This window comes from Sphingomonas sp., assembly GCF_032114135.1.
GTDB lineage: Bacteria > Pseudomonadota > Alphaproteobacteria > Sphingomonadales > Sphingomonadaceae > Sphingomonas.
Genome location: NZ_DAMCTA010000001.1, coordinates 983,138 through 1,008,742, shown reverse-complemented (window position 1 = coordinate 1,008,742; position 25,605 = coordinate 983,138). Strand labels below are relative to the sequence as shown.

Annotated in this window: 15 protein-coding genes; 6 read left to right on the top strand and 9 right to left on the bottom strand. The window is 67.0% G+C overall.

Annotation, left to right across the window (positions count from 1 at the left end; all coding sequences use genetic code 11):
- Positions 1–5: 5 nt before the first annotated feature.
- Positions 6–383, top strand: a complete 378-nt coding sequence (locus RT655_RS04675) for a hypothetical protein (RefSeq protein WP_313535229.1) — start codon at positions 6–8, stop codon at positions 381–383.
- 250 nt (positions 384–633) lie between these two features.
- Positions 634–2,289: a YbaL family putative K(+) efflux transporter gene (ybaL, locus tag RT655_RS04670; RefSeq protein ID WP_313535228.1), complete on the top strand. Its 1,656-nt coding sequence runs from the start codon at positions 634–636 to the stop codon at positions 2,287–2,289.
- On the opposite strand, the gene RT655_RS04665 is transcribed toward ybaL, so the two are convergent.
- The 4 genes from RT655_RS04665 to RT655_RS04650 form a co-directional block, all read right to left on the bottom strand.
- Positions 2,265–3,872: an alpha-glucosidase family protein gene (locus tag RT655_RS04665; protein ID WP_313536905.1), complete on the bottom strand. Its 1,608-nt coding sequence runs from the start codon at positions 3,870–3,872 to the stop codon at positions 2,265–2,267. The two genes, ybaL and RT655_RS04665, sit on opposite strands and share 25 nt — an antisense overlap.
- A 5-nt stretch (positions 3,873–3,877) precedes the next feature.
- On the bottom strand, positions 3,878–5,671 hold the full coding sequence (locus tag RT655_RS04660) for an alpha-amylase family glycosyl hydrolase (protein ID WP_313535227.1): 1,794 nt from the start codon (positions 5,669–5,671) through the stop codon (positions 3,878–3,880).
- Positions 5,668–7,179, bottom strand: a complete 1,512-nt coding sequence (locus RT655_RS04655; RefSeq protein ID WP_313535226.1) for a tryptophan halogenase family protein — start codon at positions 7,177–7,179, stop codon at positions 5,668–5,670. Before RT655_RS04655 ends, RT655_RS04660 begins: the two co-directional genes overlap by 4 nt.
- 65 nt (positions 7,180–7,244) lie before the next feature.
- Entirely contained in the window at positions 7,245–10,061 is a 2,817-nt protein-coding gene (locus RT655_RS04650; RefSeq protein WP_313535225.1) for a TonB-dependent receptor, read from the bottom strand.
- Between the two features lie 263 nt (positions 10,062–10,324).
- Here RT655_RS04650 and RT655_RS04645 point away from each other — a divergent pair, with 263 nt between their 5' ends.
- Positions 10,325–11,353 carry a LacI family DNA-binding transcriptional regulator gene (locus tag RT655_RS04645; RefSeq protein WP_313535223.1) on the top strand — a complete coding sequence of 343 codons (1,029 nt, stop codon included), beginning with the start codon at positions 10,325–10,327 and terminating at the stop codon, positions 11,351–11,353.
- Positions 11,350–12,846 (top strand): MFS transporter, encoded by a 1,497-nt coding sequence (locus RT655_RS04640; RefSeq protein WP_313535222.1) that lies wholly within the window; start codon positions 11,350–11,352, stop codon positions 12,844–12,846. The genes RT655_RS04645 and RT655_RS04640 overlap by 4 nt, the downstream gene beginning before the upstream one ends.
- A gap of 371 nt (positions 12,847–13,217) precedes the next feature.
- On the opposite strand, the gene RT655_RS04635 is transcribed toward RT655_RS04640, so the two are convergent.
- The 5 genes from RT655_RS04635 to RT655_RS04615 form a co-directional block, all read right to left on the bottom strand.
- On the bottom strand, positions 13,218–14,156 hold the full coding sequence (locus RT655_RS04635) for a DUF1080 domain-containing protein (RefSeq protein ID WP_313535221.1): 939 nt from the start codon (positions 14,154–14,156) through the stop codon (positions 13,218–13,220).
- 95 nt (positions 14,157–14,251) lie between these two features.
- Entirely contained in the window at positions 14,252–15,820 is a 1,569-nt protein-coding gene (locus tag RT655_RS04630) for a GH39 family glycosyl hydrolase (RefSeq protein ID WP_313535220.1), read from the bottom strand.
- Between the two features lie 43 nt (positions 15,821–15,863).
- Positions 15,864–17,363 carry a tryptophan halogenase family protein gene (locus RT655_RS04625; protein ID WP_313535219.1) on the bottom strand — a complete coding sequence of 500 codons (1,500 nt, stop codon included), beginning with the start codon at positions 17,361–17,363 and terminating at the stop codon, positions 15,864–15,866.
- A gap of 108 nt (positions 17,364–17,471) precedes the next feature.
- Positions 17,472–20,480, bottom strand: a complete 3,009-nt coding sequence (locus RT655_RS04620) for a TonB-dependent receptor (protein WP_313535218.1) — start codon at positions 20,478–20,480, stop codon at positions 17,472–17,474.
- A 245-nt stretch (positions 20,481–20,725) separates the two neighbouring features.
- A complete protein-coding gene (locus RT655_RS04615) occupies positions 20,726–21,529 on the bottom strand; it encodes a GDSL-type esterase/lipase family protein (RefSeq protein WP_313535217.1) in 804 nt (267 codons plus the stop codon).
- Positions 21,530–21,752: 223 nt separating this feature from the next.
- Here RT655_RS04615 and RT655_RS04610 point away from each other — a divergent pair, with 223 nt between their 5' ends.
- Complete coding sequence (locus RT655_RS04610; RefSeq protein ID WP_313535216.1) at positions 21,753–23,960, top strand: hypothetical protein; 2,208 nt, start codon at positions 21,753–21,755, stop codon at positions 23,958–23,960.
- Complete coding sequence (locus RT655_RS04605; protein WP_313535215.1) at positions 23,957–25,579, top strand: DUF5597 domain-containing protein; 1,623 nt, start codon at positions 23,957–23,959, stop codon at positions 25,577–25,579. Before RT655_RS04610 ends, RT655_RS04605 begins: the two co-directional genes overlap by 4 nt.
- Positions 25,580–25,605: the final 26 nt, after the last annotated feature.

The following is a 25,605-nucleotide window of genomic DNA, read 5'->3' as shown; positions in this document are numbered from 1 at the left end:
CCCCCATGCCCGATTGCGGCATCTCTCGGCGCATCGCGCTGCCGGTGGCGGTGTGGACCTTCGTGCTGGCGCTGCTGTTCGGTGCCGTGGCGCCGCTCGGTCCGCCCGACACGTTGCTGCATGGTCCGGCCTTCAACCCCGCGACGACGAGCGTGGCGATCGCCGCCAAGCGCGGCGATCCGGGTGTGGGCCTGTGGCAGAGCGTCCGCGGCGAGCGGCACGATGGTGCCTCGGGCAGCGGCGCGGTGCTCGCCATTGCGCCGGCGCTTGCATCGATCCTCCTTCTCCTCGTTCTGCTCCATGCGTGCACGCCGATCAGAGCGCTTCGCCCCGTCCGCTGCGGTGCGCGCGGTGCCCGGTCGCCGCCGGCACCCCGCTGCTGAGGCGCCACCCGCGCTCGAACGCCTGAACTTCGTCTTCGCCGCCGCTGCGGCGCTGGAGGAGGACCTTATGCGTACAAGAAGAGGCAAGCGGCCCCCGAAATGGTTCGCCATCGCCGTCTGGTCCGGCATTGCCGGCGCCGCGGCAGTATTGGCAGCCGCGATCGGCGTGGCCCAGTCCTGACCTGCATCGACACCGGTCGCCTTCAGGCGCGACCGGTGTCGAACCAGTTTTTCATTTCAAGGAGGATCGATGCCGCATCATGCGCCCCTGATCGCCACCATCGTCGCCGGACTCGTCGTCGCCTTCATCTTCGGCGCGATCGCGCACCGGATCAAAGTCTCGCCCATCGCCGGCTATCTGCTCGCCGGTGTCGCGGTAGGGCCGTTCACCCCCGGCTTCGTCGCCAATTCGGGCCTCGCCAACGAGCTTGCCGAGATCGGCGTGATCCTGCTGATGTTCGGCGTCGGCCTGCATTTTTCGCTCCGCGACCTGATGTCGGTGCGTCGCATCGCAGTGCCGGGCGCCGTGGTGCAGATCGCCGCGGCAACCGCGATGGGGATTGGCCTGGCCTATGTCGCCGGCTGGGGACTGCAGGCGGGCATCGTGTTCGGCCTGGCGCTGTCGGTCGCGAGTACGGTGGTGCTGCTCCGCGCGCTGCAGGGGCATGACATCGTCCAGACCGAGCGCGGGCGGATCGCGGTCGGCTGGCTGATCGTCGAGGATCTGGCAATGGTCGTGGCGCTGGTGCTGCTGCCGGTGCTGGGCGAAGTGATGAGCGGTGAAGGCGGCGGATCGCTGCTCCGGCCCTTGCTCTCCACCTTCCTCAAGGTTGCCGGCTTCGTCGCGGTGATGCTGGTCGTCGGCCGCCGGGTGATCCCCTGGACGCTGCAATGGGTGGTCGGCACCGGATCGCAGGAACTGTTCCGGCTGGCGGTGCTGGCGATCGCGCTGGGCGTGGCGTTCGGTGCTGCGCTGGCGTTTGACGTATCGTTCGCGCTCGGCGCCTTCTTCGCCGGCATGATCCTGGGCGAGACCTCGCTCAGCCGCCGCGCGACCGAGGAGACGCTGCCGCTGCGCGACGCCTTCGCGGTGCTGTTCTTCGTCTCGGTTGGGATGCTGTTCAATCCGTCGGTGCTGGTCGAGCAGCCCCTGGTGCTGCTGGCGGCCGTGGCGATCATCCTCGTCGGCAAGTCGCTGGCGGCCTATGGGATCGTCCGCGTGTTCGGCTATTCGAACCACACCGGGCTTACTGTGGCGGTGAGCCTTGCCCAGATCGGCGAATTCTCGTTCATCCTGGCGGGCCTAGGCACCGATCTGGGCCTAATGCCGGCCGCGGCGCGCGACGTGATCCTGGCGGCGGCGATGTTCTCGATCTTCCTTAACCCGTTCCTCTTCGCCTGGGTCGCCAAGCGGTACGAGGCGGCGGAAGCGGGCCGCGAGGCCGTGGCCCCGATCGACTTGCCCAAGGGCCATGTGATCCTGATCGGCTATGGCCGGGTGGGCAAGATGATCGCCGAGGATCTCCAGCAGCACGGCAAGGCCTTCGCGCTGATCGAGGACCAGAACGACATGGCCGAGCAAGCGCGCAAGGCGGGCATCACCGTCGTGGCGGGCAACGCGGTGGACGTGCGCACGCTGGTCGCGGCGCAGATCGGGCAAGCGAGCAAGCTGCTGATCGCGATCCCTGCCGGGTTCGAGGGCGGAGCGATCCTCCAGCATGCCCGCCAGCTCGCGCCCGGCGTGCCGGTGGTGGTGCGGGCCCATTCGACCGACGAGGTCGCGCACCTCGAAGGCCTGGGTGCCGACGAGGTGGTGATGGGCGAGCGCGAGACCGCCAACCGGATGATCGAGCTCGCCCGCGGCATGCCCGCGGGATCGGATCAGCCGGCGATCAGTCCCGCATAAGCCGGCAGGTGGTGAAGGGTCGCGCCGTTCAGCGCTTCCACCACCGCCAGCCCGTCGAGCAGGGCAGGCGGCACGTCGACCGCGTTGGTCGAAAGGTTGAAGGCGCAGACGAGCCGCTCGTCGCCCGCGGTGCGCGCGAAGACAAGCAGCGCGTCGTCGGCGTGGAGCACCTCCATCGCGCCTTCGATCAGCGCAGGGTGCCGATCGCGCAGCGCGATCAGGCGCTGGGTGAGGCGGAACAACGAGCCCGGATCTGCCTCCTGCCGGTCGACCGCGCGTTCCAGATGATCGGGGCCGAGCGGCAGCCAGGGGCGGGCGATCGAGAAGCCGGCGTTCGGCGCATCCGCTACCCAGGGCATCGGTGTCCGCGCGCCGTCGCGGCTGAGGGTGAGCGGCCAGTTGGCGATCGCCTCGGGATCCTGCAGGTCCTCGAACCCGATCTCGACCTGGGTGAGCCCCAGCTCCTCGCCATAATAGAGGATCGCATTGCCGCGCAACGAGAGCAGCAGCAGCATCTTGAGCGCGGCGAAGGCGGCAAGATGCTCGGGCGCCACCCAGCGCGAGATGGCGCGCGGGGCGTCATGGTTCTCGAACGCCCAGCTCGGCCAGCCTACGCCCGGCGCATCGGGCCATTCGGCGACGGCGTCGCGGACGAGCGCGGGCGTCAGGCGGTCGGCGTAGAGGAAGTTGAAGCCATAGGCACTGTTGAGACGGGTCTCTCCGGCGGTGAACAGGTGCATCTCCGCTTCCGGAGAGGGCCCGCCGACTTCGGCGACGGTGAAGCGGCCGGGATAAAGATCGGCCAGCGCACGCAGCTTCTCGAGGAGCAGCGGAATGTCCGCATGGCTCTGGTTGTAGATGTGCTGCTGGAAATCGAACGGGCGGGTGCGCGGGAGACCCGTGTCGGCCGCGGGCGGGTTATCGCGCAGTTCGAGATCGTGCATCGTGAAGTTGATCGCATCGAGCCGGAAGCCATCGACCCCGCGATCGAGCCAGAATTTGGCGGTGGCGAGGGTGGCGGCCTGCACTTCCGGATTGTGAAAGTTCAGGTCCGGCTGCTCACGCAGGAAATTGTGGAGATAGTATTGGCCGCGCCGCGCGTCCCAGGTCCAGGCCGGGCCGCCGAACACCGATTGCCAGTTGTTGGGCGGGCTGCCGTCGGGCTTGGCATCGGCCCAGACATACCAGTCGGCCTTCGGGTTGGTGCGGCTGGTGCGGCTCTCCTGGAACCACGGATGCTGGTCCGAGCTGTGTGAATAGACCTGGTCGATCAGCACCTTGAGGCCGAGCGTATGCGCCCGGGCGACGAGCGCGTCAAAGTCGGCCAGCGTGCCGAACACGGGATCGACGCCGCAGAAATCGGCGATGTCATAGCCGAAGTCCCGCATCGGTGACGTGAAGAAGGGCGAGATCCACACCGCGTCCACGCCGAGCGCCGCAACATGATCGAGCCGCGCAGTGATACCGGGCAGGTCGCCGATGCCATCGCCGTTCGAGTCCGCGAAGCTGCGCGGGTAGATCTGGTAGATCACCGCGCCGCGCCACCAGGGCCGGGTTTCGGTGGAAAGCGCGCGCATCGTCATCAGGTTCACTTGGACGCTCCGGCCGCGCAGACGGCATAGCCGAATGCGGGAAGGGAAAGGGCAAGGCTGCCGGGGGCAGCGGCGTTGGCGGGGCAGGTACCCGCCAGGGTGCGGAAGGCGGTGGAGCCGGTCTCGACCTGGACGTTGCCGGTCCAGGGCTCGGGGCTGGTGTTGAAGGCGATCACGGTCTCGGCGCCGGTCTTCGGATCGAAGCGCGAGACGGCGAACAGGCCGGGCTTGTCGCTTGCGAAGCGGGTGAACTGCCGGCCGCGGGTGAGGGCGGGGTGGCTGGTGCGCAGTCGGGCAAGCGTGGCGATCTCGCGGAACAGCGGGTGGCCGGGGTTGAAGCTCGGCGTGGCGGTGGTCGCCTCGGTGCCGAGCAGCATGTTGTCGTTGTAGCTGGCGACCTTGCTTCCGAACATGTCCTCGCGGGAATCCTGGTCGTTGCCGTCGCTGACGAAGCCCTGCTCGTCGCCCGAATAGATGGTTGGCACGCCGCGCAGCAGCAGCAGCATCGCCTGGGCGAGTTGGACCCGCTGGAGCAGCTCGGCCTGGCTGATCTTCGGATTGGCCTGCTTGATGAAGGTCGCGGCGCGGCCGGCATCATGGTTGCTGACGAAGGTGGGCAGGCGGTGCGCGGTGGTCTCGCCGCCTTCGTAGAGCACGTCCGCGGCGAAGACCTTGGCGAGGCGATCGGTGCCTTTGCCGCCGGCGACATCGATCACTGCCTGGTTGAACGCGAAGTCCAGCACCGCCGGGAACTTGTCCACGCGGGTGTGCTGCGCCAGCGCCGCTACCTCGGGGTCGGCGACTTCGCCGAAGATGTGGAAGTTCGGAATGCCCTTCGCCTTGGCGCGGGCGAGCATCGCGGGCACGAAGGCCTGCCAGAACTCCGGATTGACGTGGCGCGCGGTGTCGATGCGGAAGCCGTCGATGCCGAAGCGGTCGATCCAGCCGCCGAAGATGTCGATCATGCCCGCGACCACGCGCGGATGCTCGGTCATCAGGTCGTCGAGGCCGACAAAATCGCCCATGGTCGAGCTCTCGCCGGCAAAGGTCGAGTTGCCGCGATTGTGGTAATAGATCGGATCGTTGAGCCAGGCGGGCACCTTCACCGCCTTCTCGGCCTCCGGAACGACCGGCGTATAGGCATAATCCGGCCGGGTCAGCTTGGCGAAGTTGGCGGCGCTGTGATCGTCGTCGCCGGTGAAGCCGGGGTTGATGGCTTCGCCGGCGACGCCCCCTTTACGGCTGTACGGATAGTCGGCGCGGCTGCGATAGCTGCAGTCGCCGCACTCCCGGAACTGGATGACATCGGCCGTGTGGTTCACGACGATATCCATATACACCTTGATGCCGCGCTTGTGCGCCGCGTCTACCAGCGCCTTGAACTCGGCATTGGTGCCGAAATGCGGATCGACCTGCGTGAAATCGGTGATCCAATAGCCGTGATAGCCGCCCGACTCCTGGCCCTTCGGCCCCTGCACGGGCTTGTTCTTGAAGATCGGCCCGACCCAGATCGCGGTGGCGCCCAGTGCCTGGATATAGTCGAGCCGCGCCGCCACGCCCTTCAGGTCGCCGCCATGATAGAACCCCTTTGAGGCGGGATCGAAGCCGGTGATCAGGCGGTCGCCGCTGAGGCCGCCGCGATCATTGGCGCTATCGCCGTTCTCGAAGCGGTCGGGGAGGAGGAAGTAGAGCACCTCGTCCTCGGGCAATCGGTCGCGATAGCTTTGCGCCATGGCCGGCGTCGCGGCGAGCGCGGCGGCGAGCAAGGCGAGGGCGGTCGAACGGATCATGCGGCAATCTCCGCGTCCGCGGCGCCATGCGCGCGGACGAAGTCGCTATGGGGAAGCATCTGCGCGACTTCGCGCGCATTCAACTTGGCGAGAAGGTCGAGATATTCGGCAATCTGCGCGCGCGGCGGCTGATCGGCGAGGGGATGGTGTCCCTGGGCGGTGATGCCTTGGCCGACCAGCACTTGCAGCCAGGCGACATCGCTGAACAGGTCGCCCTCTTCACGGACGATCTCGCCGGTTTCGCGCCACAGCGCAATCTTCTCGGCAAGGCCGTCGGGCAGCGGAGTCTCGCGCCGCTCGCGCCAGAAGGGCGCGTCGCGGTCGTTCGCCCAATAATGCAGGATCAGGAAGTCGCGGATGCGCTCGCTCTCGTGCGCGGCCTGCCCATTGTAGCTGTCGCGGAGCGCCGCGATCGGGCGGCGGCCGGGCAGGAGCTTGAGCACCCGCTCCACGGCGGACTGGATCATGTGGATGCTGGTGGATTCCAGCGGCTCGAGAAAGCCGCTGGCGAGACCCAGCGCGATCACATTGCCGGCCCAGGCGACCTCGCGCCGCCCGGTGTGGAAGCGCAGCGGGCGGGGGTCGCCGATCGCCGGCTCGTCCAGCCCGGCGAGCAGCCGCGCGGCGGCCTCGTCGTCGGAAAGGTGCCGGCTCGAATAGACGATGCCGTTGCCGGTGCGATGCTGCAGCGGGATGCGCCATTGCCAGCCGGCGTCGTGGGCGGTGGCGCGGGTATAGGGGGTAAAGTCGCGGGCGCGCGCGCTGGGCACCGCAAGCGCACGGTCGCAGGGCAGCCAGTGCGACCAGTCCTGATAGCCGACCCCCATCGCCTCACCGATCAGGCGGGCGTGAAAGCCGGTGCAGTCGAGGAACAGGTCGCCCTCGATGCGGCGGTCACCATCGAGATGAAGCGCTGTCACGTCGCCATCCTCGCCATGGCGGGTGACGGCTTCGATCCGCCCCTCATGCCGCACCACGCCGCGGGCCTCGGCATAAGCGCGCAGGAAGCGCGCATAGAGGCCGGCATCGAAATGGAAGGCGTAGGGCATTTCCGGTAGGACGCGGGCGGTACGGGCAGGGCCGCGCTGCATGCGATTGCCAAGCGCTGCGACGTTGTTGAGTGCATAGGCGGCGAGCGGCTCGGCCACGCCTTCGGCCATCCCGCGCAGCCAGGTGTGGCGAAAGGCGAGCAGGCCGTTGTTGCGGCCGACATCGCCAAAGGCGTGCATGTAGCGGCCACCCTTGGTCCACCAGACGAACTCGATCGCCAGCTTGTAGCTCGCCTGGGTGGCGGCGACGAACGCATCCTCGTCGATGCCGAGGCTGGCGTTGAAAAGCCTAATCTGCGGGATGGTGGCCTCGCCGACGCCCACGGTGCCGATCGCGTCGGACTCGACGAGCGTGATGGTGAAGCCGGGGCCGAGGAAGCGGGCCAGCGCTGCCGCGGCCATCCAACCGGCAGTGCCGCCGCCCGCGACGACGATGCGATATGGTGCTGCGGTTGCCATGGCTCACCCCCTCCGGTGCCGATGGTAGGGCCCGGCTTCCGTGATGGAAACCGGGCCTCCGAACGTCAGAACTTGTACGTGATGCCGAGATAATAATCGCGGCCGTAGCGCTGATATTCGCGCACCAGACGGGGATCGCCCGCCTCGGTGGTGATGAACGGCGCGTCGGTGAGGTTCTTCGCCTGGGCCAGGATCGCGAGACCCTTGAGCGCACCGGTCTGGAACTCATAGCCGATCTGGGCATCGAGCACGCCTTCGGACTTGCCGGTGCGGAACTCCGGATTGGCCGAGAGACCCGCCAGCTCCGCCAGGAAGCTGTCACGCCAGCGATAGGTGGCGCGTGCCTGGAAGCCGTTCTTCTCGAAATAGGCGGTACCGGTGCCGATCCACCTGGACTGGCCGGGCAGCGTGACCGGGGTGTTCGGGTTGCTGCCATAGACGACGCGGCTGTCGACATAGGAGCCGCTGGCGAACACGCCGAAGCCGTCGAGTGCCTGCGCGAACATGCTGAATGGCAGCGAGGCGGTTGCCTCCACGCCGAGAATGTCGCCGCGGCCGGTATTGTCCGGCGTCTTGACCAGGCCGAACTGCGCGTTCTGCGCCCGCACGATCGCCTGTGCCGCGGGCGGCAGCGAGGAGAGCAGTGCCGAGAAGTCGTAGAGCGTGCTGTTGTTCGGATCGACGAAGTCGGTGAGGTGCTTGTAGAAGCCCGCGACCGAGAGATAGCCGCCGCCGCGCAGATATTTCTCCAGCGAGATGTCGATGTTGGTCGACTGGTACGGACGCAGGCGGAAATTGCCGCCGTCCGAGCTGAATGGGCTGTTCTGCGGCAGGCTGCCGAGGCCGAGCTTCGACAGATCGACATTGACCGCCTGGGTGATGCGCTCCTGGTCCAGACGCGGGCGGACCATGGTCTGCGCCGCGCCCATCTTGACGTAGAAGGTCGGCACCAGTTCGAGGCTGAACGTCGCCGAGGGCAGGAAGTTGGTGTACTTGGTGTTGTCCGCAACCGGCGCCACGGTCACTACGCCGCCGTTCAGCGCGGCGATCGCGCCCGACGAGCCCTGATCGGTGTGCACCACCTGCAGGCCGAGCGTGCCCTTGAGCGCCTTGCCGCCCACCGTGCCGTCGATCGTCAGCTTGGCATAGCCGGTATAGACCTTCTCGGTGACGGTGTTGTCGCGCACCAGCGAGCCGGGGCGATTGTCGAACACCGAACGCAGCTGGCTGTATACCTTGAGCGGATCATAGGTCAGCATCTTCGGCACACCGAGATAGGCGAGCGCGACCTGCTCGCCGAGCACCGCATCCGACGGCACCGCGAAGCTGGTCGGCGTGCCGCTGGCGATCGTGCAGTTGGTGCCGGCGCCGGGCGGGCACAGGAAGTAGGAGGTGTAGCGGCTCTGCTTCTCGCGACGGCTGAAATTGCCGCCGATTTCCCAGCCCTTGACGACGCTGCCGCTGAACTCGCCGTTGAAGCTGGCGCGCAGCGACTTGAGGTCGTCCTCGAAGTCCGGGCGGTTGAGGAAGCCGGCCTGCACCACCGACTGGGTGCCGTTATAGCCCCAGCCGCGCGGATCGGTCAGCCGGATGACGTTGGTGTTGGTGTAATCCAGCGTCGGCACGATGCTGTAGGTGCCGTTCGCATTCTGGTTGATCTTGATCGTGTCCTTCGCGCCGGTCTGGTTATAGCCGGTGCCCGAATAGGTCTCGAGTAGGAAGTCGGTGCGGGTGGCGTGGCTCCAGCTGGCGTCGACGACGAAGTGGATGCTGTCGCTCAGCTTGAAGTCGTTGTTCCAGCCCAGCGAGATGTTCTCGGCCTTGCGCTGGTTATAGTCGTTGCGCTGCACGGCGACGACATCGGAGATCGTCGCAGCGGTTACCAGGCCGTTCTGGACGGTGTAGCCCGGCTGGATCGTCGCGTTGGAGCCATAGGCCGGCGCGATCGGGAACTCGATGCCGCGCAGCCGCTGGGTTTCCTCGAAGTGCGAATAGAGGCCGTCGAAGGTGGAGTGGAAATTCTCGCTCGGCTGCCATTCCACCGTCGCGACGCCGCCATAGCGCTTGAGCAGGTTGGACTGCACATAGGGCTTGGCGCCGCCGAGGAAGAGATTGTTGCCGGCGTTGGACTCCGCCGGGAAGCCCCAGGCGGCGTAGCGCTCGATCTGGGTCGGCGTGTTCTGCGCGGAGAGGCCGATCGCGATGCCCAAAGTGTCGTTGGCGAACTTGTCGACATAGGTCGCCGAAGCGCGATAGCCGTAGCGGGTGCCGTCGGGGTTGAGCTTCTTCTGCTCGTTCATCTGGCCGCGCGCGGCGACGACGAAGGTGCGCTGCGACTGGGCGAGCGGGCGCAGCATGCGCAGGTCGACCGTACCGGCGATGCCGGCAGCGATCAGCGAGGCGTCTGCCGACTTGTAGACGTTGACGTTCTTGAAGAATTCCGACGGATACTGGTCGAACTCGACGCCGCGATTATCGCCGACCGTCACCTGTTCGCGGCCGTTGAGCAGCGTGGTCGAGAAGTCGGGGCCGAGGCCGCGGATCGAGAGGCGCTGGTCGCGGCCTTCGAGGCGCTGCGCGGTCACGCCCGGGATGCGCGCCAGCGAATCCGCGATCGACACGTCGGGCAGCTTGCCGATGTCTTCGGACGAGACCGAGTCCACGATCATCGTGTTGTTGCGCTTGATGTTCGCCGAGCTGGCGAGCGCGGCGCGGAAGCCGGTGACGACGATCTCGCCGGGACCGTTGTCCTGCGCATCGGCGGCGGGCGTGCCGCTGTCCTGCGCAAAGGCGGCGGTGGTGAAGCTGAAGGCGATCGCGGCGGCGCTGGCGCCAAGGGCGATGCGGGCGGCGCGACGGCCGCGGAACGTGCTGAGCAACATGTCTCTCCCCAATCTGTCTCTACCCCGGCTCTTGGGTGGCCGGATGAATGCCCGCCCCATGCGGGCTGCGCTGGATCTGCGCAGTGCTGCATTCAATCTTGCAAAAGGGGGTATGGAGGCCAGCCGCTCACATACGTATTCAGACCCGTTTGGGACGCTCTGTGGCTTTTACGTACCCCTCGGCCGATTGACGCCGGGGGCGGATCGCGCCCATGCATAATATGCGAAGCGGCGACCACGGCCGTACGCCGGGAGGAAGCAGGATGGGCATGCAGCGCAAGCCTACATCGTTCGACATCGCGCAGCTGGCGGGCGTCTCGCAACCGACGGTTTCGCGCGCACTACGCGGGGAGGCGGGTGTCAACCCCGCGACGCGGCTACGTATCGAGTCGATCGCCAAGCAGTTGAACTACCGCGTCGACAAGGCTGCCTCCAATCTCCGTACCCGACATTCGCAGACGCTGGCGCTGTTGTTCTTCGAGGATCCGACCTCGGACGACTCGCTGATCAACCCCTTCTTTCACTCAATGCTGGGTTCGATCATCCGTACCTGCGCCGAGTATAATCATGACTTGCTGATCAGCTTCCAGCAGCTCTCCAGTGACTGGCACACCGATTACGAGGATGCCCGCAAGGCCGATGGGCTGATCCTGCTCGGCTATGGCGACTTCGAGCTCTATCGCGCGCGGCTCAAGGCGCTGCAGGATGCCGGCACGCATTTCGTCCGCTGGGGTTCGGTGCTGGCGGAAGGCGCCGGGATGACCATCGGCTGCGACAATCGCGGCGGCGGGGCCGAGGCCACGCGGCACCTGCTCGGGCTCGGCCGGAGGCGCATTGCATTTTTGGGTGCGGCGTCGAGCCATTATCCCGAGTTTCACGAGCGCTATCGGGGCCATGCCGAAGCGCTGGCCGGGGCAGGGCTGATTGCCGACCCGGCGCTGCAGATCGACGCGATCACCACGGAGGATTCCGGGGCGGCCGCGGCACAGGCGCTGCTCGACGGCGGCGCAGATTTCGACGCGATCCTCGCGGCGAGCGACCTCATTGCGATCGGCGCGATGCGGGTGCTCCAGGCGGCGGGCAAGCGCATTCCAGAGGATGTTTCGGTGATCGGTTTCGATGATATTCCCGCGGCCAGCTCGGCCAGCCCACCGCTGACCACCGTGATGCAGGATGCACGCCTCGCCGGCCGCACGCTGGTCGAAACGCTGATCGGACGGATCCGCGAGCGACCGGTGGGACCCGCCTTGCTTCCCACCAAGCTGATCGTCCGCAAGTCGTGCGGGGCATGACGGTGGAAAAGCCGCGCCAGTCCTTTGCGGGCCTGTGGAACATCAGCTTCGGCTTTTTCGGCATCCAGATCGGCTTTGCGCTGCAGAACGCCAATATGAGCCGCATCTTCCAGTCGCTCGGCACCCGGCTCGACGATCTCCCCGCGTTATGGGTGGCGGCGCCGCTCACCGGGCTGCTGGTCCAGCCGATCATCGGGCATCTGAGCGACAAAACCTGGCTCGGGCGGCTCGGCCGGCGGCGGCCCTATTTCCTCGGCGGGGCGATCCTCGCGGCGCTGGCGCTGCTGCTGATGCCGGAAAGCCCGGCGCTGTGGTTCGCGGCCGGGCTGCTGTGGGTGCTCGACGCCTCGCTCAACATCTCGATGGAGCCGTTTCGCGCGTTCGTCGGCGACATGCTGCGCAAGGACCAGCACAGCGCCGGCTATGCGGTGCAGACCGCGTTCATCGGCATGGGCGCGGTGCTGGGTTCGATCTTTCCTTGGGCGCTCGAGCATCTCGGCGTGTCCAACGCGGCGGTGGCGCATGGGGTGCCGGATACGGTGCGCTACGCCTTCTGGTTCGGCGGCGCGGCGCTGTTCTGCTCGGTGCTGTGGACCGTGCTGACGACCCGCGAATACAGCCCGGCGGAAATGGCTGCCTTTGATGGTCCGGCCGGCGAAGACCACGGCGCGGCGGTGCGTCTGCTCGCGGCGCGGCGACCGGCGGCCGGGCTGCCCTGGATCATCGCTGGCGCGGTCGTCGTTCTGGCGGTCGCGCAGCTCCGGCTGGAGAAGGAAGTCTATCTGCTCGGCGGGCTGCTGGCTGCCTATGGCGTGGCGCAGGTCGTCGCCATCCTGCGGGCACGGGCAGGGCGCCCGAGCATGTTGGGGCATATCGTCGGCGACTTTGCGGGGATGCCGCCGCTGATGAAGCGGCTGGCGCTGGCGCAGTTCTTCAGCTGGTCGGCGCTGTTCATCATGTGGATCAACACCACGCCGATCGTCGCGGGCGCTTTCTATGGCGCGCCCGATCCCAAGAGCGCGGGCTATCAGGAAGGCGCCAACTGGGTCGATGTGCTGTTCGCCACCTATAACGGTGTGGCGGCGGTGGCGGCGCTGACTCTGCTGCCCCTGCTCTCGGCGCGGTTCGGCAAGGCGCGCACCCACATCTTCGGGCTGCTCTGCGGCGCGGCGGGCTATGCCAGCTTCTTCCTCGTGCGCGATCCCGTCTGGCTGATCGCCAGCGAAATCGGCATCGGCATCGCCTGGGCGTCGATCCTCGCCATGCCCTATGCGATCCTCGCCTCCAGCCTGCCGCAAGCCAAGCTCGGCATCTATATGGGCCTGTTCAACGTCTTCGTGGTGGTGCCGCAATTGCTCGTGGCGACGGTGATGGGGTCGATCATGAACCATTTCTTCCCCGGCGAGCCGATCTGGACCATGGCGTTCGCGAGCGGGACGCTGGTGCTGGCGGCGTGCGCGATGCTGCGCGTGGCGGCGCTCTCGCGGGAATGACCGCCCGCCGCCGCTGTCTCCGCGAGATCGACTGCGGCGGCAGCGAGCTCCCGGGGCAGGCGTAACAGCCGCAAATTTCAGAACGTACCGGGACGTTGCCGCCGGGGCATTGCGATGTCCTGGCGCGCTGCCCTGCCATCGATCGCATTCCATCCCGGCGTCGGCCCGGGGATTCCCCGAGGATGGCTCGAATTACCGACGAGCGCGTACGTATTCGGAAGAGCCTGCGCGTGCCGAGGCCGCCCGTGCGTCCCCGATCGATCGGCGCGCGCGTGAGGCCGGTGCCGAAGCCTGCTACTGTATCGGCGTGGTCACAAACCGGCGCTCGCCGCGGTGCGCCGGGGACGACGCACAGGATAACGGTATCCGGCTCAGCCTTTCGCTGCGACGATTCTCGGCAGGCTGCGAATGGGTTCGACGGTGATGTGGCGGAACCAGGTCTCTGCGCCTTCCGACTGGAGCTGGATTTGCCCATGGGTCAGTGCCATGCGCTTGCCGTCGGGCCCGATAACGGCGAGGTCGCGCGCCTCGGCGACCGGCATGCCATTGACGACATGCACCGCATGATCGCCCAGCACGTACAGGTCGAGCACGTTCCACGCGCCTTCGGGCTTCTCGGCGTCGACCGCGGCCTCGACGTTCCAGCTGGGCGTGCCGTTGACCATGTCGATCACGCGCCCGTCGGTGCGGAACCGCAGGTGCGGTGCGATCAGCCCATCGTCAAAGCCGACGGTGGTATGGGCACGAAGCTGCTTGCCGACCATCACCAGCATCCCGGTGGATCCCTTCATGATCTCGAACTCCACCGACGGTTGCCAGGTGCCGAACACCTCGCCCGGCCGCCCATGGGTGTGGTAGAGCAGGCCGTTGTTCGGCGGCAGCGACGCACGTGGCGCCCAGCGCTTGGCCCCCCATTTGAACTCGAGCCGGAGGTGATAGTCCCGCAGATCGGCACGATGCACCAGGCTGCCCCAGGTCTCGCCCTTCACCCAGATCGCCGGTACACCGTCGATGGTGCGCACTGCAAAGTCGCCGCGGGTGTCGCGCGAGGTGCCGATCGGTGTCGCGGCGGGGTCGCCCTTGTAGGTGATGCCGGGATCCGCATAGCCCAGCCAAGGCTGCCAGCCATCGAGCGACTTGCCGTCGAAGAGCCGAACGACCGGACCCGCCGGCTTGGGGATATCCACCAGCGTGAGCCGCTGCGGCGCTGCGCTGGTCTCGCCGGCAAGCGCGCGGGCAAGGTCCTTGGAGTCTTGGCCAGCGGCAGCCATGGGCAGCGACAGCAGGAGAGCGAGCGCACGGAGCATCATGGGCATCCTTCGTCAGTACGGGGTATCAAGCGTAGCGCCGCGGATGGCCTGAGCAAGCCGTTGTCTGCCCATGCCATCCACCGTGTCGAGGGGCATCAGTGCGTCAGCGGCTCCAGCCGCAGCAACAGCACGTCGTTGGTCTGCAGCGCGACCGGCACGCTCAGCGTACCGGCGCGCGACACCGTGACAGTCTCGTCACGCTCGGGCAGGTCGCGGGTCAGGCTCTGAAGCGCGGCAACCTGCGGGTCGGCAAGCGTTTTCGGCATCTTCAGGTCGATATAGGCCGAGAAGGCGTCGTTGTGCCGGTAACCGGTGCGGAACAGCCGCAGCGTGTAGCGGCCGGGTCGCAAATGGGCGAGCTGCACCGTCGCGGGCGGGGCCGCCTTGGCGGGCACGAGCTTGCTGTAGAAGGAGCGGTTGCTCACCGGCTGGTCGGGCTGGTGCCAGTCCCACAACACCACCGCCAGCTTCGCGCCATCGACCGCGGCGATGCTGTGCGGGTCGCCCGTCGGCATCTCGCGCCCGCGCAGCGCGTCGAGATATTTGTAGGCGAACCAGGCCGGCTTGCGGATCCCCTGCGGGTTCATCAGCCCGAAGCCGCCCTCGAAGGGGGCGGTCGGCGGCCCGGGCTCTTCGAACAGGTCGCTGAAGGTCCAGTAGCTCATGCCCTGTGCGATGCCCTGCACCGCCTTGAGCTTGGTGAGGATGTACGCCGCGCTTACATAGGAATCATGGACCAGGTCGCGCGGCGTGTAGCTGGTGCTCCATTCGGTGAAGTAGAGCGGCAGGCCGGGGAAGGGGGAAGCCGCGATCTGCTGGCGGACGGTGCGTACGTCGCCGATGATCGCGTCGGGCGAAGGCGACAGCTTGGTGTCCTGCTTGCCCTGCTCGTCGAGGAAGCCGCCCTCGACGCCATAGGTATGCGTCGTCACGAAATCGACGGGCGTGCCGCGCTTGTGCATGTCGGCGAGGAATTCGGGGACCCAGGCCGCGCCCGCCGTCGAGGGGCCACCGACGCGCAGCGTCGGGTCGACCGCCTTGATCGCGCGGGCGCTGGCGTCATAGAGGTCGAAATAGGCAGCCTTGTCGGCCTTCTCCCAGAAGCCGTCGAGATTGGGCTCGTTCCACACTTCGAAAAACCAGCTGCGCACCTCGTCGCGGCCATAGCGCTGCTGCGCGTGGCGGACAAAGGCGGTGAGCAGATCGCGCCACGCGCCCAGTTCGGGGTGCGAGGTGTTGCCCTTCCAGTAGAAGATCGCATTGTCCGAGGTCTTGAGCGCCTCGGGCGTGAAGCCGAGTTCCACGAACGGTTTGACACCGCGTGCGAGCAGCTTGTCGTACAGGGCATCGATGCCCGTCCAGTCATAGGTGATCGCGCCGTTCTGCCGCTTCACGGTGCCCAGCACGTCGTGGAAGAGCGCGTGGAAGCGGACATAGCGGAATCCGAGCTCATCATGCGCGGACTTCAGCTGAGCCATGGAATCGTCGCGGCGCAGCGTGCCGGGATAGTCGGATCCGATCGAGAGATCGAAGAATCGGTCGACCGGCGCCGTGGCGGTGGCGACGTCGACGCGAACGGTGCGCGGCGCGGTCTGGGCAAGGAGCGGTGAGGATAGCCCCAGCAATAGCCCTGCGGCGGTGGTCGTCAGATGCAGGTGCTTCAAGCGATCGTCTCCCCGTGGTCGTATCGGTAGCTCGTCGCCGGCCTCATGCCGCATGCGCGCGGCAGGTCCGGGCGACGAAATGATGGTGGGTGGGCATCCGGGGAAGCGCCGCGGCCAGTGCCGCGCGACGTCCGTCGAACGCATTCTGCAGCGCGTCCAGCGGCGGCCAATCCGCCGCGGGATCGTGGCCGCGCGGCACGCGGCCCTGGCCGAGCAGCACCGCGACCCAGCTCGCCTCGCCATGCGATTCGAGATCATAGAGCGGCACGCGCCCCATCGCGTCCCACAGCGCCAGCTTGTGGGCGAGGCTGTCGGGCAACGCCATCGCCGCCATGTCGCGCCAGAACGGCTCTGGGCGGCGGCTGCTGCAGTAGTGCGCGATCAGGAAGTCGCGGATGCGCTCATATTCGCCGATCGTCTCGCGATTATATTCGGCGACGATCGCAGGATCGGCGGGACCGCCGGCGGGAAGCAGTTCGGCGAGGCGGCCAAGGCCGGTCTGGACTAGCTGGAGGCTGGTGGACTCGAGCGGCTCCATGAACCCCGCGGCCAGTCCGATCGCGACGACATTGTGCGTCCAGAATCGCTCGCGTCGTCCGGTGGTGAAGCGCAAGGGGCGCGGATCGCCGATCGCATCGCCGTCCAGATTTGTTGCAAGCTGCGCGGCGGCGGCGTCGTCGGAGAGATAGGCGCTGCTATAGACCAGCCCGTTGCCGGTGCGGTGCTGGAGCGGGATCCGCCATTGCCAGCCCACGGCATGTGCTGTGGCGCGGGTGAAGGGCGTGAAACGCCCGGCCCGTGCGCAGCCTTGTGCCAATGCACGGTCTGCTGGGAGCCAGCGTGACCAGTCGATGAAGGGCGTGCCGAGCGCTTCGCCCAGCAGCCGGCTGGCAAAACCGGTGCAATCGATGAACAGGTCGGCCGCAATCCTGCGGTCGCCATCGAGCCGGAGCGCCGTAAGGTCTCCGGTTTCGCGATCGCGCTCGGCATCGAGGATGCGGCCCTCAACCCGTGTGACGCCGCGCGCTTCCGCGTAGCTGCGGAGCATATGCGCGTAGAGGCCGGCGTCGAAATGATAGGCGTAGCGATATTGCGCCGCCTCGCCCCGCAGCGCCTCGGGGGGTGCGAAGCGATCCTCGGCGGCGGCGCGCGCGGGCATCGACCAGGCGTCGACCGGGTCGGCGGTGAGTCCGGCCTGGCGAAGCCGGTGCCAATGATGGTGCGGGGCGATGCCCTCGATCGGTGGACCGAAATCGCCAAAGCCGTGGAAGTGGCGGTTGCCGGCTTCGCCCCAGCCGACGAATTCGATGCCGAGCTTGAAGCTCCCCTGGGTGGCCGCCACGAAATCTGGCTCGTGCAGGCCGAGCAACTGGTTGAAGTCGCGAAGGATCGGCACGGTCGCCTCGCCGACGCCGATCGTGCCGATCGCATCGGATTCGACCAGCGTGATGCGCGTTTCCGGCGCCGGCCGCAGCCGCGCGAGCAGCGCTGCCGCCATCCAGCCGGCACTGCCGCCGCCCGCGATCAGGATATGCTGAGCCAACCTGCGTCCTCTCGTTCTGATGCATCCGCGGTCGAGCTTAGGCGCGATCCGCGTTCAGAAAAATCCGCCCCCGAAACCCATGCGGGTCCGGGGGCGAGGCAGAGGAAGTTAGAAGACCGAGCGGAACAGGAAGGCGAAGCGCCGATCCGTGTCCGTCCAGCTGTAGCGCGGCTTCAGGCTGGGATCGCCCACATCGAGGAAGGTGCGCGAGTTGAGCAGGTTATAGCCCTGCACGCCGATCTTGATGTGCTTGTTGAGCGAGTAGAGAACCGAGGCGTCGAGCTGGCCATAGCTTTCCGACCAGACCGGATAGTTCAGGTTCGCCGCCGACGTCGTCAGCAGATAGTGCGAGCGCCAGTTATAGGCCGCACGTGCCGACACGCCGTACTTCTCGTACACCAGCGCGGCATTGTAGGACGTCTTCGACAGGCCCTCCAGCGGCAGGTTCAGGCCGGCGTTGCCGGTCTGGGTGGAGTCGAACACGTTGACCGCGGTGTTCTTGCCGCCCGACGAGTCGACGAAGGTGAAGTTGCCGCTGAAGCCCAGCCCGCCCAGCGCGCCCGGCAGCATGTCGAAGAACTGGGTGTAGCCGAGCTCGAAGCCCTTGATCTTGCCCTTCGATCCGTTGGTCTGCTGGGTCACGTCGAAGGTCAGGGTCTGGCCGTTCGAGGTGAAGGTCTGCTGGGTCGTGCCGGCGAAGATGTAGTTCGAGATGTCCTTGTAGAAGCCGGCCAGCGTAATGCTGTTCGAACGCCCGAAATAATATTCGAGGCTGAGGTCGAACTGGTTTGAGCGGGTCGGCTTCAGGTTCGGATTGCCCGCGCTGCCGGTGAAGCCGGTGAGCTGGCCGTTGCTGCCGACACCGGTGGCGATGCCCGTCACCGAATCGAAGCTGTAGCCCAGCTGCACATAGGGGTTGAGCTGCGCGAAGGTCGGGCGAACGATCGCCTTGGCGGCGGCGAAGCGCAGCTGGAGATTGTCCTTCAGGAAGAAGCGCAGGTTCAGGCTGGGCAGGACATCGGTATAGGATCCGCTGCCGGCTGTCGCCTGGGTGATCGTGCCGCCGGCAAACTGGAACGCGGCGGCATAACTGGCGCAGTCGGTGGCGTTCACCGTCTGGCCGGCGCGCGGGCCGGTGGTGATCGGCGTGCCGACGACGCAGAGCGTTGGCGACGAGGTTGGCGCGCCGATCGAGATCGGGGTGCCGCTCGCCTCGTTCTCGGTGCGGATCACGCGGACGCCGATATTGCCGTCGAACTTGCCGATCGGGCTCTGGTCCATGCCGAAACGCAGCAGCGCGTAGCCGGCATAGGTCTTCTCGGTCTGGTTGTTGGTCCCGCCATTCTGATCATAGGCGTTCGACAGCGGGTTCCAGCCGGTGGGCCTTCCGCTGGCGTCGAGCATCTCCGTGTTCTTCAGATAGCTGAAGGCGTTCGCCGTGCCATTCTGGACGAGGCTCGCTGCCGGGAACCAGAAGCCGGCGCCGGGCTGCGGCACCTTGCCGCGGAAGAAGTTGTTGTAGTTGATCAGCGACGTCTGGTTGGGCAGGCCGGCATTCTGCGGGCCGCCGGCCATGCCGGTCTGGTTCAGGAACACCGGATTGGCGAGCGACCAATACTGCGCAGACAGCATACCCCAGTTATAGGTGCTCTGGCGCGTCGTGGCGTTGCGATCGGTAAAGCGGCCGCCGACGCGGAACGACTTCAGGAAGTCGCTGGCGGTGAAGGTATATTCCACATCGGCGCGGGTCGCCCATTCGTGCGCCTCATTATCCTCGATGTGGTCCATCGCCGCGGCCCACCAATAGTCGTTCTTGTTGGTGAGCGACTGCGCGCTGTTCGTCGGCGTGAACGTCATCTTCGGATCGTTGCCGCTGAAATCGAAGGCAATGGTCGTCGGGATGCTGGCGCCGGTGAACGCCGTCATGCTGTACACCGTGGCGGTGGACTTGATGTACTGCAGGTCGGCGCTGATCGCCCAGTTCTCGTTCGGCGTCCAGCGCAGGTTGCCCGAGAAGTCCTGGGTCTTCTTGTCTTGGCTGCCGGCGCGGGTGTCGAGGTTCAGGTTGCGGTTGGCGATGGTGCCCGACTGCAGCTCGCGGTTCGGACCGAACTTGTAGCTGCTGTTGTCCGAGGACGGCGTGTCATAGTCGCCCACGGCATATTCGATGTCGTGCGGCGTCGCCTTGGAGATCAGCGCCTCGAAAGTCAGCTGCAGCGTGTCGCTCGGCTTCCACTGGAACGAGCCGTCGAACGCGGTCCGCTTCTGCTGCCAGTCGATGCGGCGGAAGCCCATGCCGGCCGGGATGTAGACATTGGTGCCGGCAGCGAGACCGTCCTGCGGCGCGGTCAGCGTGCCGCGATCATAGCGACCCGCGGTGATGCTGTCGGTGCGGTTGCCGATATTGTTGATCGAATAGCTGAGCAGCAGGCCCATCTCGCCGAGCGGCGTGTTCCAGCGGCCGCTGGCCAGCGCATTGCCCGACCAGAAGGTCTTCTTGCGCAGATCGGCATAGTTCGCGTCGCCCGACAGCGCGAAGACATAGCCGGGCGAGTCGAACGGCTTGCGGGTGCGGAGATTGACGATGCCGCCGATGCCGCCTTCGACCAGCTCGGCCGAGGGGTTCTTGTAGACGTCGACGCCGACCAGCAGGTCCGACGAGACGTCTTCGAACGACAGGCCGCGGCCATTGTTCGCCGAAAAGACGTCGCGGCCGTTGAGCTCCGAACGGACCCAGGAGAGGCCGCGGATGAACACGCCACCGCCTTCGGAAGACAGGCGCGCCGGGTCACGATTCTCGTTGGTGCGCTGGAGCGTGACGCCGGGAACACGCTGCAGCGCTTCGGAGACCGAGCGGTCGGGCAGGGCGCCGATGTCCTGCGCGGTGATCGAATCGACCACCTGTTCGGCGTCGCGCTTGCGGTTGCGCGCGCTCTGCAGCGAGGCGCGAATGCCGGTGACGACGATCGCCTGCGTGTCGTCGACGGCGGTCGCGTCCTGGGTCGCTGCTTCGCTGCCCTGCGGCGCCGCTGCCGAGGTCTGGGCGAACGCGGTGCCCGAAAGGCTGAGCAATGACAGCGTTGCCAGCGATGCGCCAGCGCGCAGCGCGGCGGTCAACGAAGAAGCATGGATAGAAGATGAAACGCGGTTGATCATGAGTCCCCTCCCTGGGCGCCCGTGGGCGCCGATCGCAGATGGTGTGGCGGCGCATGAAGAATCGCATGGCCGCACGACGGTGCCGGTGTGGTCCCGACATCCGGATGTTCGCGCTACCATCAGCTCTGATTTATCGCAACAATAATGTGAAACAAGGGTTTACCCGTAAAAGCTGTTCACGTTAACAATACAGCTTCCCAGAGAAATCAGAGGCTTGGGCGTCGATGGGTGAGGGCGTGGTCGATCGCCCGCTGGGCCACCGGCGTCATCCGCGCATAGCCTGGCGCCAGGGGGTGAATGCCGTCGCGCGTATAGTCGGCCCGCATTGCGCCCTGGGTGTCCGCGAGCACCGCGTCATAATCGGCATAGGCGAAATGACGCTTGGCGGCGAGCGCGCGGAGCGCCGCATTGATCCGCCGCAACTCGGCGGGCTTACGCTCGCGCACGACGGCACGCGCGGCGTCTCCATAGTCGTTTACAGGCAGGATCGAGCAGAGGACGACGGCGATGCCGTGCGCAGTGGCGATATCCGCCATCGCGTCGATATTGGCGACGATCGATTCGACGCTCTCGACCTGCAGGAAACCGGTCACGTCGTTGACGCCGCCCAGGATCACCACTGCGCGCGGATGCAGCGCGACGACGTCCTGCTCGAAGCGCACCAGCATCTGCGCGGTCACCTGGCTGCCGATTCCGCGGTTGACATAGGGCTTGCCCGGGAAGCTGCGCGTCAGATCCCAGCCATCGGTGATCGAGTCGCCGAGGAACACCACGCGCTGCTCTCCCTTTCGGGGCGGCGGCAGCGCGGCGTTGGCGGCTGCGTAGAGATAGCGTTCGCCGAAGTCCTGCAGGATGCTTGGCGCGAGCTTGGCGCGGAACGGACCGAGCCAGGGACCCCAGTCGCGGCGATCGTCCACGGTGCGTCGCTCCGGGCTTGCGCGATACGGCTGCTGGGGATCGGCGGCGCCGGCCAGCAACAAGGCGGCAAGCGGTACGGCGATGTGCATCATGCCGCGGGCATTCTCATCAACTGCGATCTGATCTCACGTCCCAGCACCATCCGGATATTCCTTGCGACAGAACGCGTTCCGTGGCCCGATTGATACCGTAACGGCCATTCATCTGTAAAAGTAAATTTCAGAAATGCGGTTCCCTTCTGGAACTGGTAGCGCTAACCCAGTGCCGCGCAATCGTAAAAATTGAGCCTCTGGGTTCGCTGCGGGAGGGGGAGGAATGAAGCGCTCCATGTCGTTTGGCATGTTCGCGGTGCTGGCCATCACGGCGGTGCCGTTGCCGGCCGTCGCGCAGGCGCCGATCCCCTATCGCTGGGCCAATGTGACGGTGGGCGCCGGCGGCTATGCGCCGGGCATTGTGTTCAGCCCTGCCGAGCGCGGGCTGGCATATCTTCGGACCGACATGGGCGGTGCGTATCGATGGGATGCCGCTGCCGCGCATTGGGTGCCGCTGCAGGATGGCAACGTTGTCTCAAGCTATATGGGGATCGAGAGTATCGCGCCTGATCCGCATGATCCGGCGGTGGTCACCATGGCCGCGGGCATGGGCGCGAACGCCCCTGCGGCGATCCTGCGCTCGACCGATCGCGGCGCGACCTGGTCGGTGACGCCGGTGCCGTTCGCGATGGGCGGCAACGAGGCGGGGCGTGGCCTGGGCGAGCGGCTGGCGGTGGATCCCAACCGCACGCGCACGCTGTTCTTCGGTTCGCGGCACGATGGCCTGTGGCGGAGCGACGATGCGGGTGCGCACTGGAGAAAGCTCACCGCCTTCCCCGTGGCGGGGCTCGGCAAGCCCGCACCGCGCCAGACGCATGGCGGCGTGGCGTTCGTGCTGTTCGATCCGAGTAGCGGCACGCGCGGCACCGGCTCGCGGCGTATCTGGGCGGGCGTTGCCGATCCGGGCGCCGTGCACCTCTATCGTTCAGAGGATGGCGGCACGTCCTGGTTGCCGGCCGCCGGGCCGGCGCCGGAAATGCTCGCGGTCAAGGCGGCGATGGCGGCGGATGGCACGCTCTATGTCGGCTATGCGACCGGCATCGGGCAGAGCGATGCGCTGGACGGCGCGGTGTGGCGCTTCACTCCGGACGGCAAGGGGAAGGCAATCACGCCGCCCGATCACCGCGAAGGCGGCATTCTAGGCGTCGCGCTCGCCGCCTCGTCACCCGGCACCGTCGTGATCACCACGCTCGACCGGTACAAGCTCGGCGACACGTTGTGGCTGTCGCGCGACGGCGGGGCGCATTGGGACGATCTTGGCCCGCGCAGCCGGCGCGACGTCACGGCCTCGCCCTTCCTGCTGCACGAGGGCAAGGGGGCGGATTTCGGGCACTGGATCACCGGCCTCGCGATCGATCCCTTCGATGCAGGGCACATCGCCTACACGACCGGTGCGACCGTCTACGCGACGGGCGGGGCAGGCGGGGCGCGTGTCGATTGGGCGCCCTGGGTGCGCGGCATCGAGCAGACTGCGATCATCACGCTGATCTCGCCGACGGGCGGGGCGCATCTCGTTTCCGGCTTCGGCGACCTTGCCGGCTTCGTACACGACGCGTTCGCGGTCTCGCCGCAGCCAAGCTTCACCAACCCCTATCTCTCCAACACGAACACGCTGGACTATGCCGGCCGCAAGCCGAGCGTGATCGTGCGCAGCGGCAGCCTCTATGCCAACCGCCCGCGCGACGCGTCGCTCGGCCGCTCCGAAGATGGTGGGCGCAGCTGGGTGGCGGTGAAGGTGCCGGCGATGGGCAACCCGCTCGCCCGCGCCGACCTGAACGGCGAGGCGGCGATCAGCGTCTCCGCCAATGGCGGCACGATGCTGGTGGCAACGCCCGAGCCGCTGCGCACCCGCGACGGCGGCAAGACCTGGCTGCGCGTCGAAGGTCTGCCGGGCAGCACCCGCGCGACGGCGGACAAGGTCGATCCCACGCGCTTCTATGCGGTCAGCGATACCCATGTACTAGGCTCGCGCGACGGCGGCGCGCATTTCGCGCCGCTACCCGGCCGAGGGCTGCCGGCGGATCTGTCGGCGGCGCGCATCCGCAACCGCGAGCAGCAGTCGACCTTGGTCGCATCGCCCTTCGCGGCGGGCGAGCTGTGGCTGAAGCTGGGCGGGCAGCTGTGGCGCAGCACCGATGGCGGCGCCTCGTTCCAACCGCTCAGCGGGGCGCTGCAGGTCGAGCTGTTCGGGCTGGGCAAGGGGCAGGGGCGCAACCCCGACCTCTATGCGGTCGGTACGATGGACGGGCTGCGTGCGGTGTGGCGCTCGGACGATCTGGGGAAACATTGGCAGCGGATCAACGATGACGGGCACCAATGGGGCCTGCGGTTCCGCGTGATTTCGGGCGACCCGCGCGTCGCCGGCCGGGTGTATCTTGGCACGGACGGGCGGGGGCTATTCTATGGCGATCCGGCAGGGGAGAGAAAATGAAAACGCATTTGCTTGTGGGCGCGGGTCTCGCGCTGCTGCTGGCCGGCACCGCTGCCGCGCAGACCGCGACGCCGGTGCCGCATCTGGAGACGAAGAGCGGCCGCCACGCGCTGATCGTCGACGGCGCGCCGTTCCTGATGCTGGGCGCGCAGGTCAACAACTCGAGCAACTATGCCGAGCCCTTGGCCACCGCCTGGCCGGTGCTCGACCGGATGCACGCCAACACGGTGGAAGTGCCGATCGCCTGGCAGCAGGTCGAGCCGCGCGAGGGCGAGTTCGACCTCAGCTTCCTCCAGACGCTGCTCGACCAAGCGCGCGCGCACGACAAGCGCGTGGTGATGCTGTGGTTCGGCACCTGGAAGAACACCAGCTACAGCTACACGCCGGACTGGGTGAAGCTGGACGCAAAGCGCTTCCCGCGGATGAAGACGCGCGACGGCAAGGACCACGGCGTGCTCAGCGCACACGGCGCCGAGACACTGAAGGCCGACATGCGCGCCTTCGTGAAGGTGATGGAATATCTGCGCGACCATGATCCGCAGAACACGGTGATCCTGGTCCAGCCGGAGAACGAGACCGGCAGCTATCGCAATCCGCGCGACTATTCGGCGGAGGGCAACCGACTGTTCGCGCAGACGATCCCGGCCGAACTCGCGAAGAAGACGGGCAAGCGCGGTACCTGGGCGCAGGCGTTCGGGCCGCAGGCCGATCGTGCGTTCAACAGCTGGTACGTCGCGCGCTACGTCGATGCGATCGCCGCTGCAGGCAAGGCAGTGAAGCCGCTGCCGATGTACGTCAACGCGGCACTTGCGGGCGCCTCCAACGTCCCCGATCCGGATGGCGTTGCGAGCGGCGGGCCGCAGCAGGACGTGCTCGATATCTGGAAGGCGGCGGCACCCGCACTCGATTTCGCCGCACCCGACCTCTATGAGCGCGGCAGCGAGAACGTATCGCTCTACCTCAAGAAATACGCCCGGCCCGACAATGCGCTGATGGTGCCCGAGATCGGCAACGCGCGCGACTTCGCCCGCTTCTTCTACGAGGCACTGGGCCACGGCGCGATCGGCTTCGCGCCGTTCGGGATGGACGGCACCGGCTATTTCAACTTCCCGCTCGGCGCGCGCGATCTCGACCCCGCGACGCTGGATGCCTTTGCGCTGCCCTATGGCACGTTGCACGGCATGGCACGGGATTGGGCGCGGATCGCCTTCACCCGGCCGACCTGGGGCGTCGCCAAGCCCGACGACGGGGAGCCGCGCGCGACGGTGATGGGCGGCTGGCAGATCAGCGCGGACTGGGGCCAGTGGCAGTTCGGCATGAAGGAGTGGACCTTCCTCAAGTCCGATCCGGCGCCCTGGGGCGCGGAGAAAATCGGCGGGGTCGCGGTCGCGCAGCTTTCCGAGAACGAGTTCCTGGTGGTGGGCGACCATGTCCGCGTCAGCTTCTCGGCGGCGGAAGGCAGCGCGCCCAACGGCATCCTGTTACGCGCCGAGGAGGGGACCTTTGTCGATGGCACGTGGCGGACGTCGCGCGTCTGGAACGGCGACCAGACCGACTATGGCCTCAACCTGGTCGACCGGCCGCAGGTCCTGAAGGTCACGATGGGCCGCTATCGCTAATCAATCGCACGAAAAGAACAACGCAG

Bases quoted from the DNA above. Each gene is read 5' to 3' on its own strand.
- RT655_RS04650 (WP_313535225.1), bottom strand. From the start codon at position 10,061: ATGTTGCTCAGCACGTTCCGCGGCCGTCGCGCCGCCCGCATCGCCCTT.
- RT655_RS04655 (WP_313535226.1), bottom strand. From the start codon at position 7,179: ATGGCAACCGCAGCACCATATCGCATCGTCGTCGCGGGCGGCGGCACT.
- RT655_RS04635 (WP_313535221.1), bottom strand. From the start codon at position 14,156: ATGATGCTCCGTGCGCTCGCTCTCCTGCTGTCGCTGCCCATGGCTGCC.
- ybaL (WP_313535228.1), top strand. From the start codon at position 634: ATGCCGCATCATGCGCCCCTGATCGCCACCATCGTCGCCGGACTCGTC.
- RT655_RS04605 (WP_313535215.1), top strand. From the start codon at position 23,957: ATGAAAACGCATTTGCTTGTGGGCGCGGGTCTCGCGCTGCTGCTGGCC.
- RT655_RS04640 (WP_313535222.1), top strand. From the start codon at position 11,350: ATGACGGTGGAAAAGCCGCGCCAGTCCTTTGCGGGCCTGTGGAACATC.
- RT655_RS04660 (WP_313535227.1), bottom strand. From the start codon at position 5,671: ATGATCCGTTCGACCGCCCTCGCCTTGCTCGCCGCCGCGCTCGCCGCG.
- RT655_RS04615 (WP_313535217.1), bottom strand. From the start codon at position 21,529: ATGATGCACATCGCCGTACCGCTTGCCGCCTTGTTGCTGGCCGGCGCC.
- RT655_RS04645 (WP_313535223.1), top strand. From the start codon at position 10,325: ATGGGCATGCAGCGCAAGCCTACATCGTTCGACATCGCGCAGCTGGCG.
- RT655_RS04675 (WP_313535229.1), top strand. From the start codon at position 6: ATGCCCGATTGCGGCATCTCTCGGCGCATCGCGCTGCCGGTGGCGGTG.
- RT655_RS04610 (WP_313535216.1), top strand. From the start codon at position 21,753: ATGAAGCGCTCCATGTCGTTTGGCATGTTCGCGGTGCTGGCCATCACG.
- RT655_RS04665 (WP_313536905.1), bottom strand. From the start codon at position 3,872: ATGACGATGCGCGCGCTTTCCACCGAAACCCGGCCCTGGTGGCGCGGC.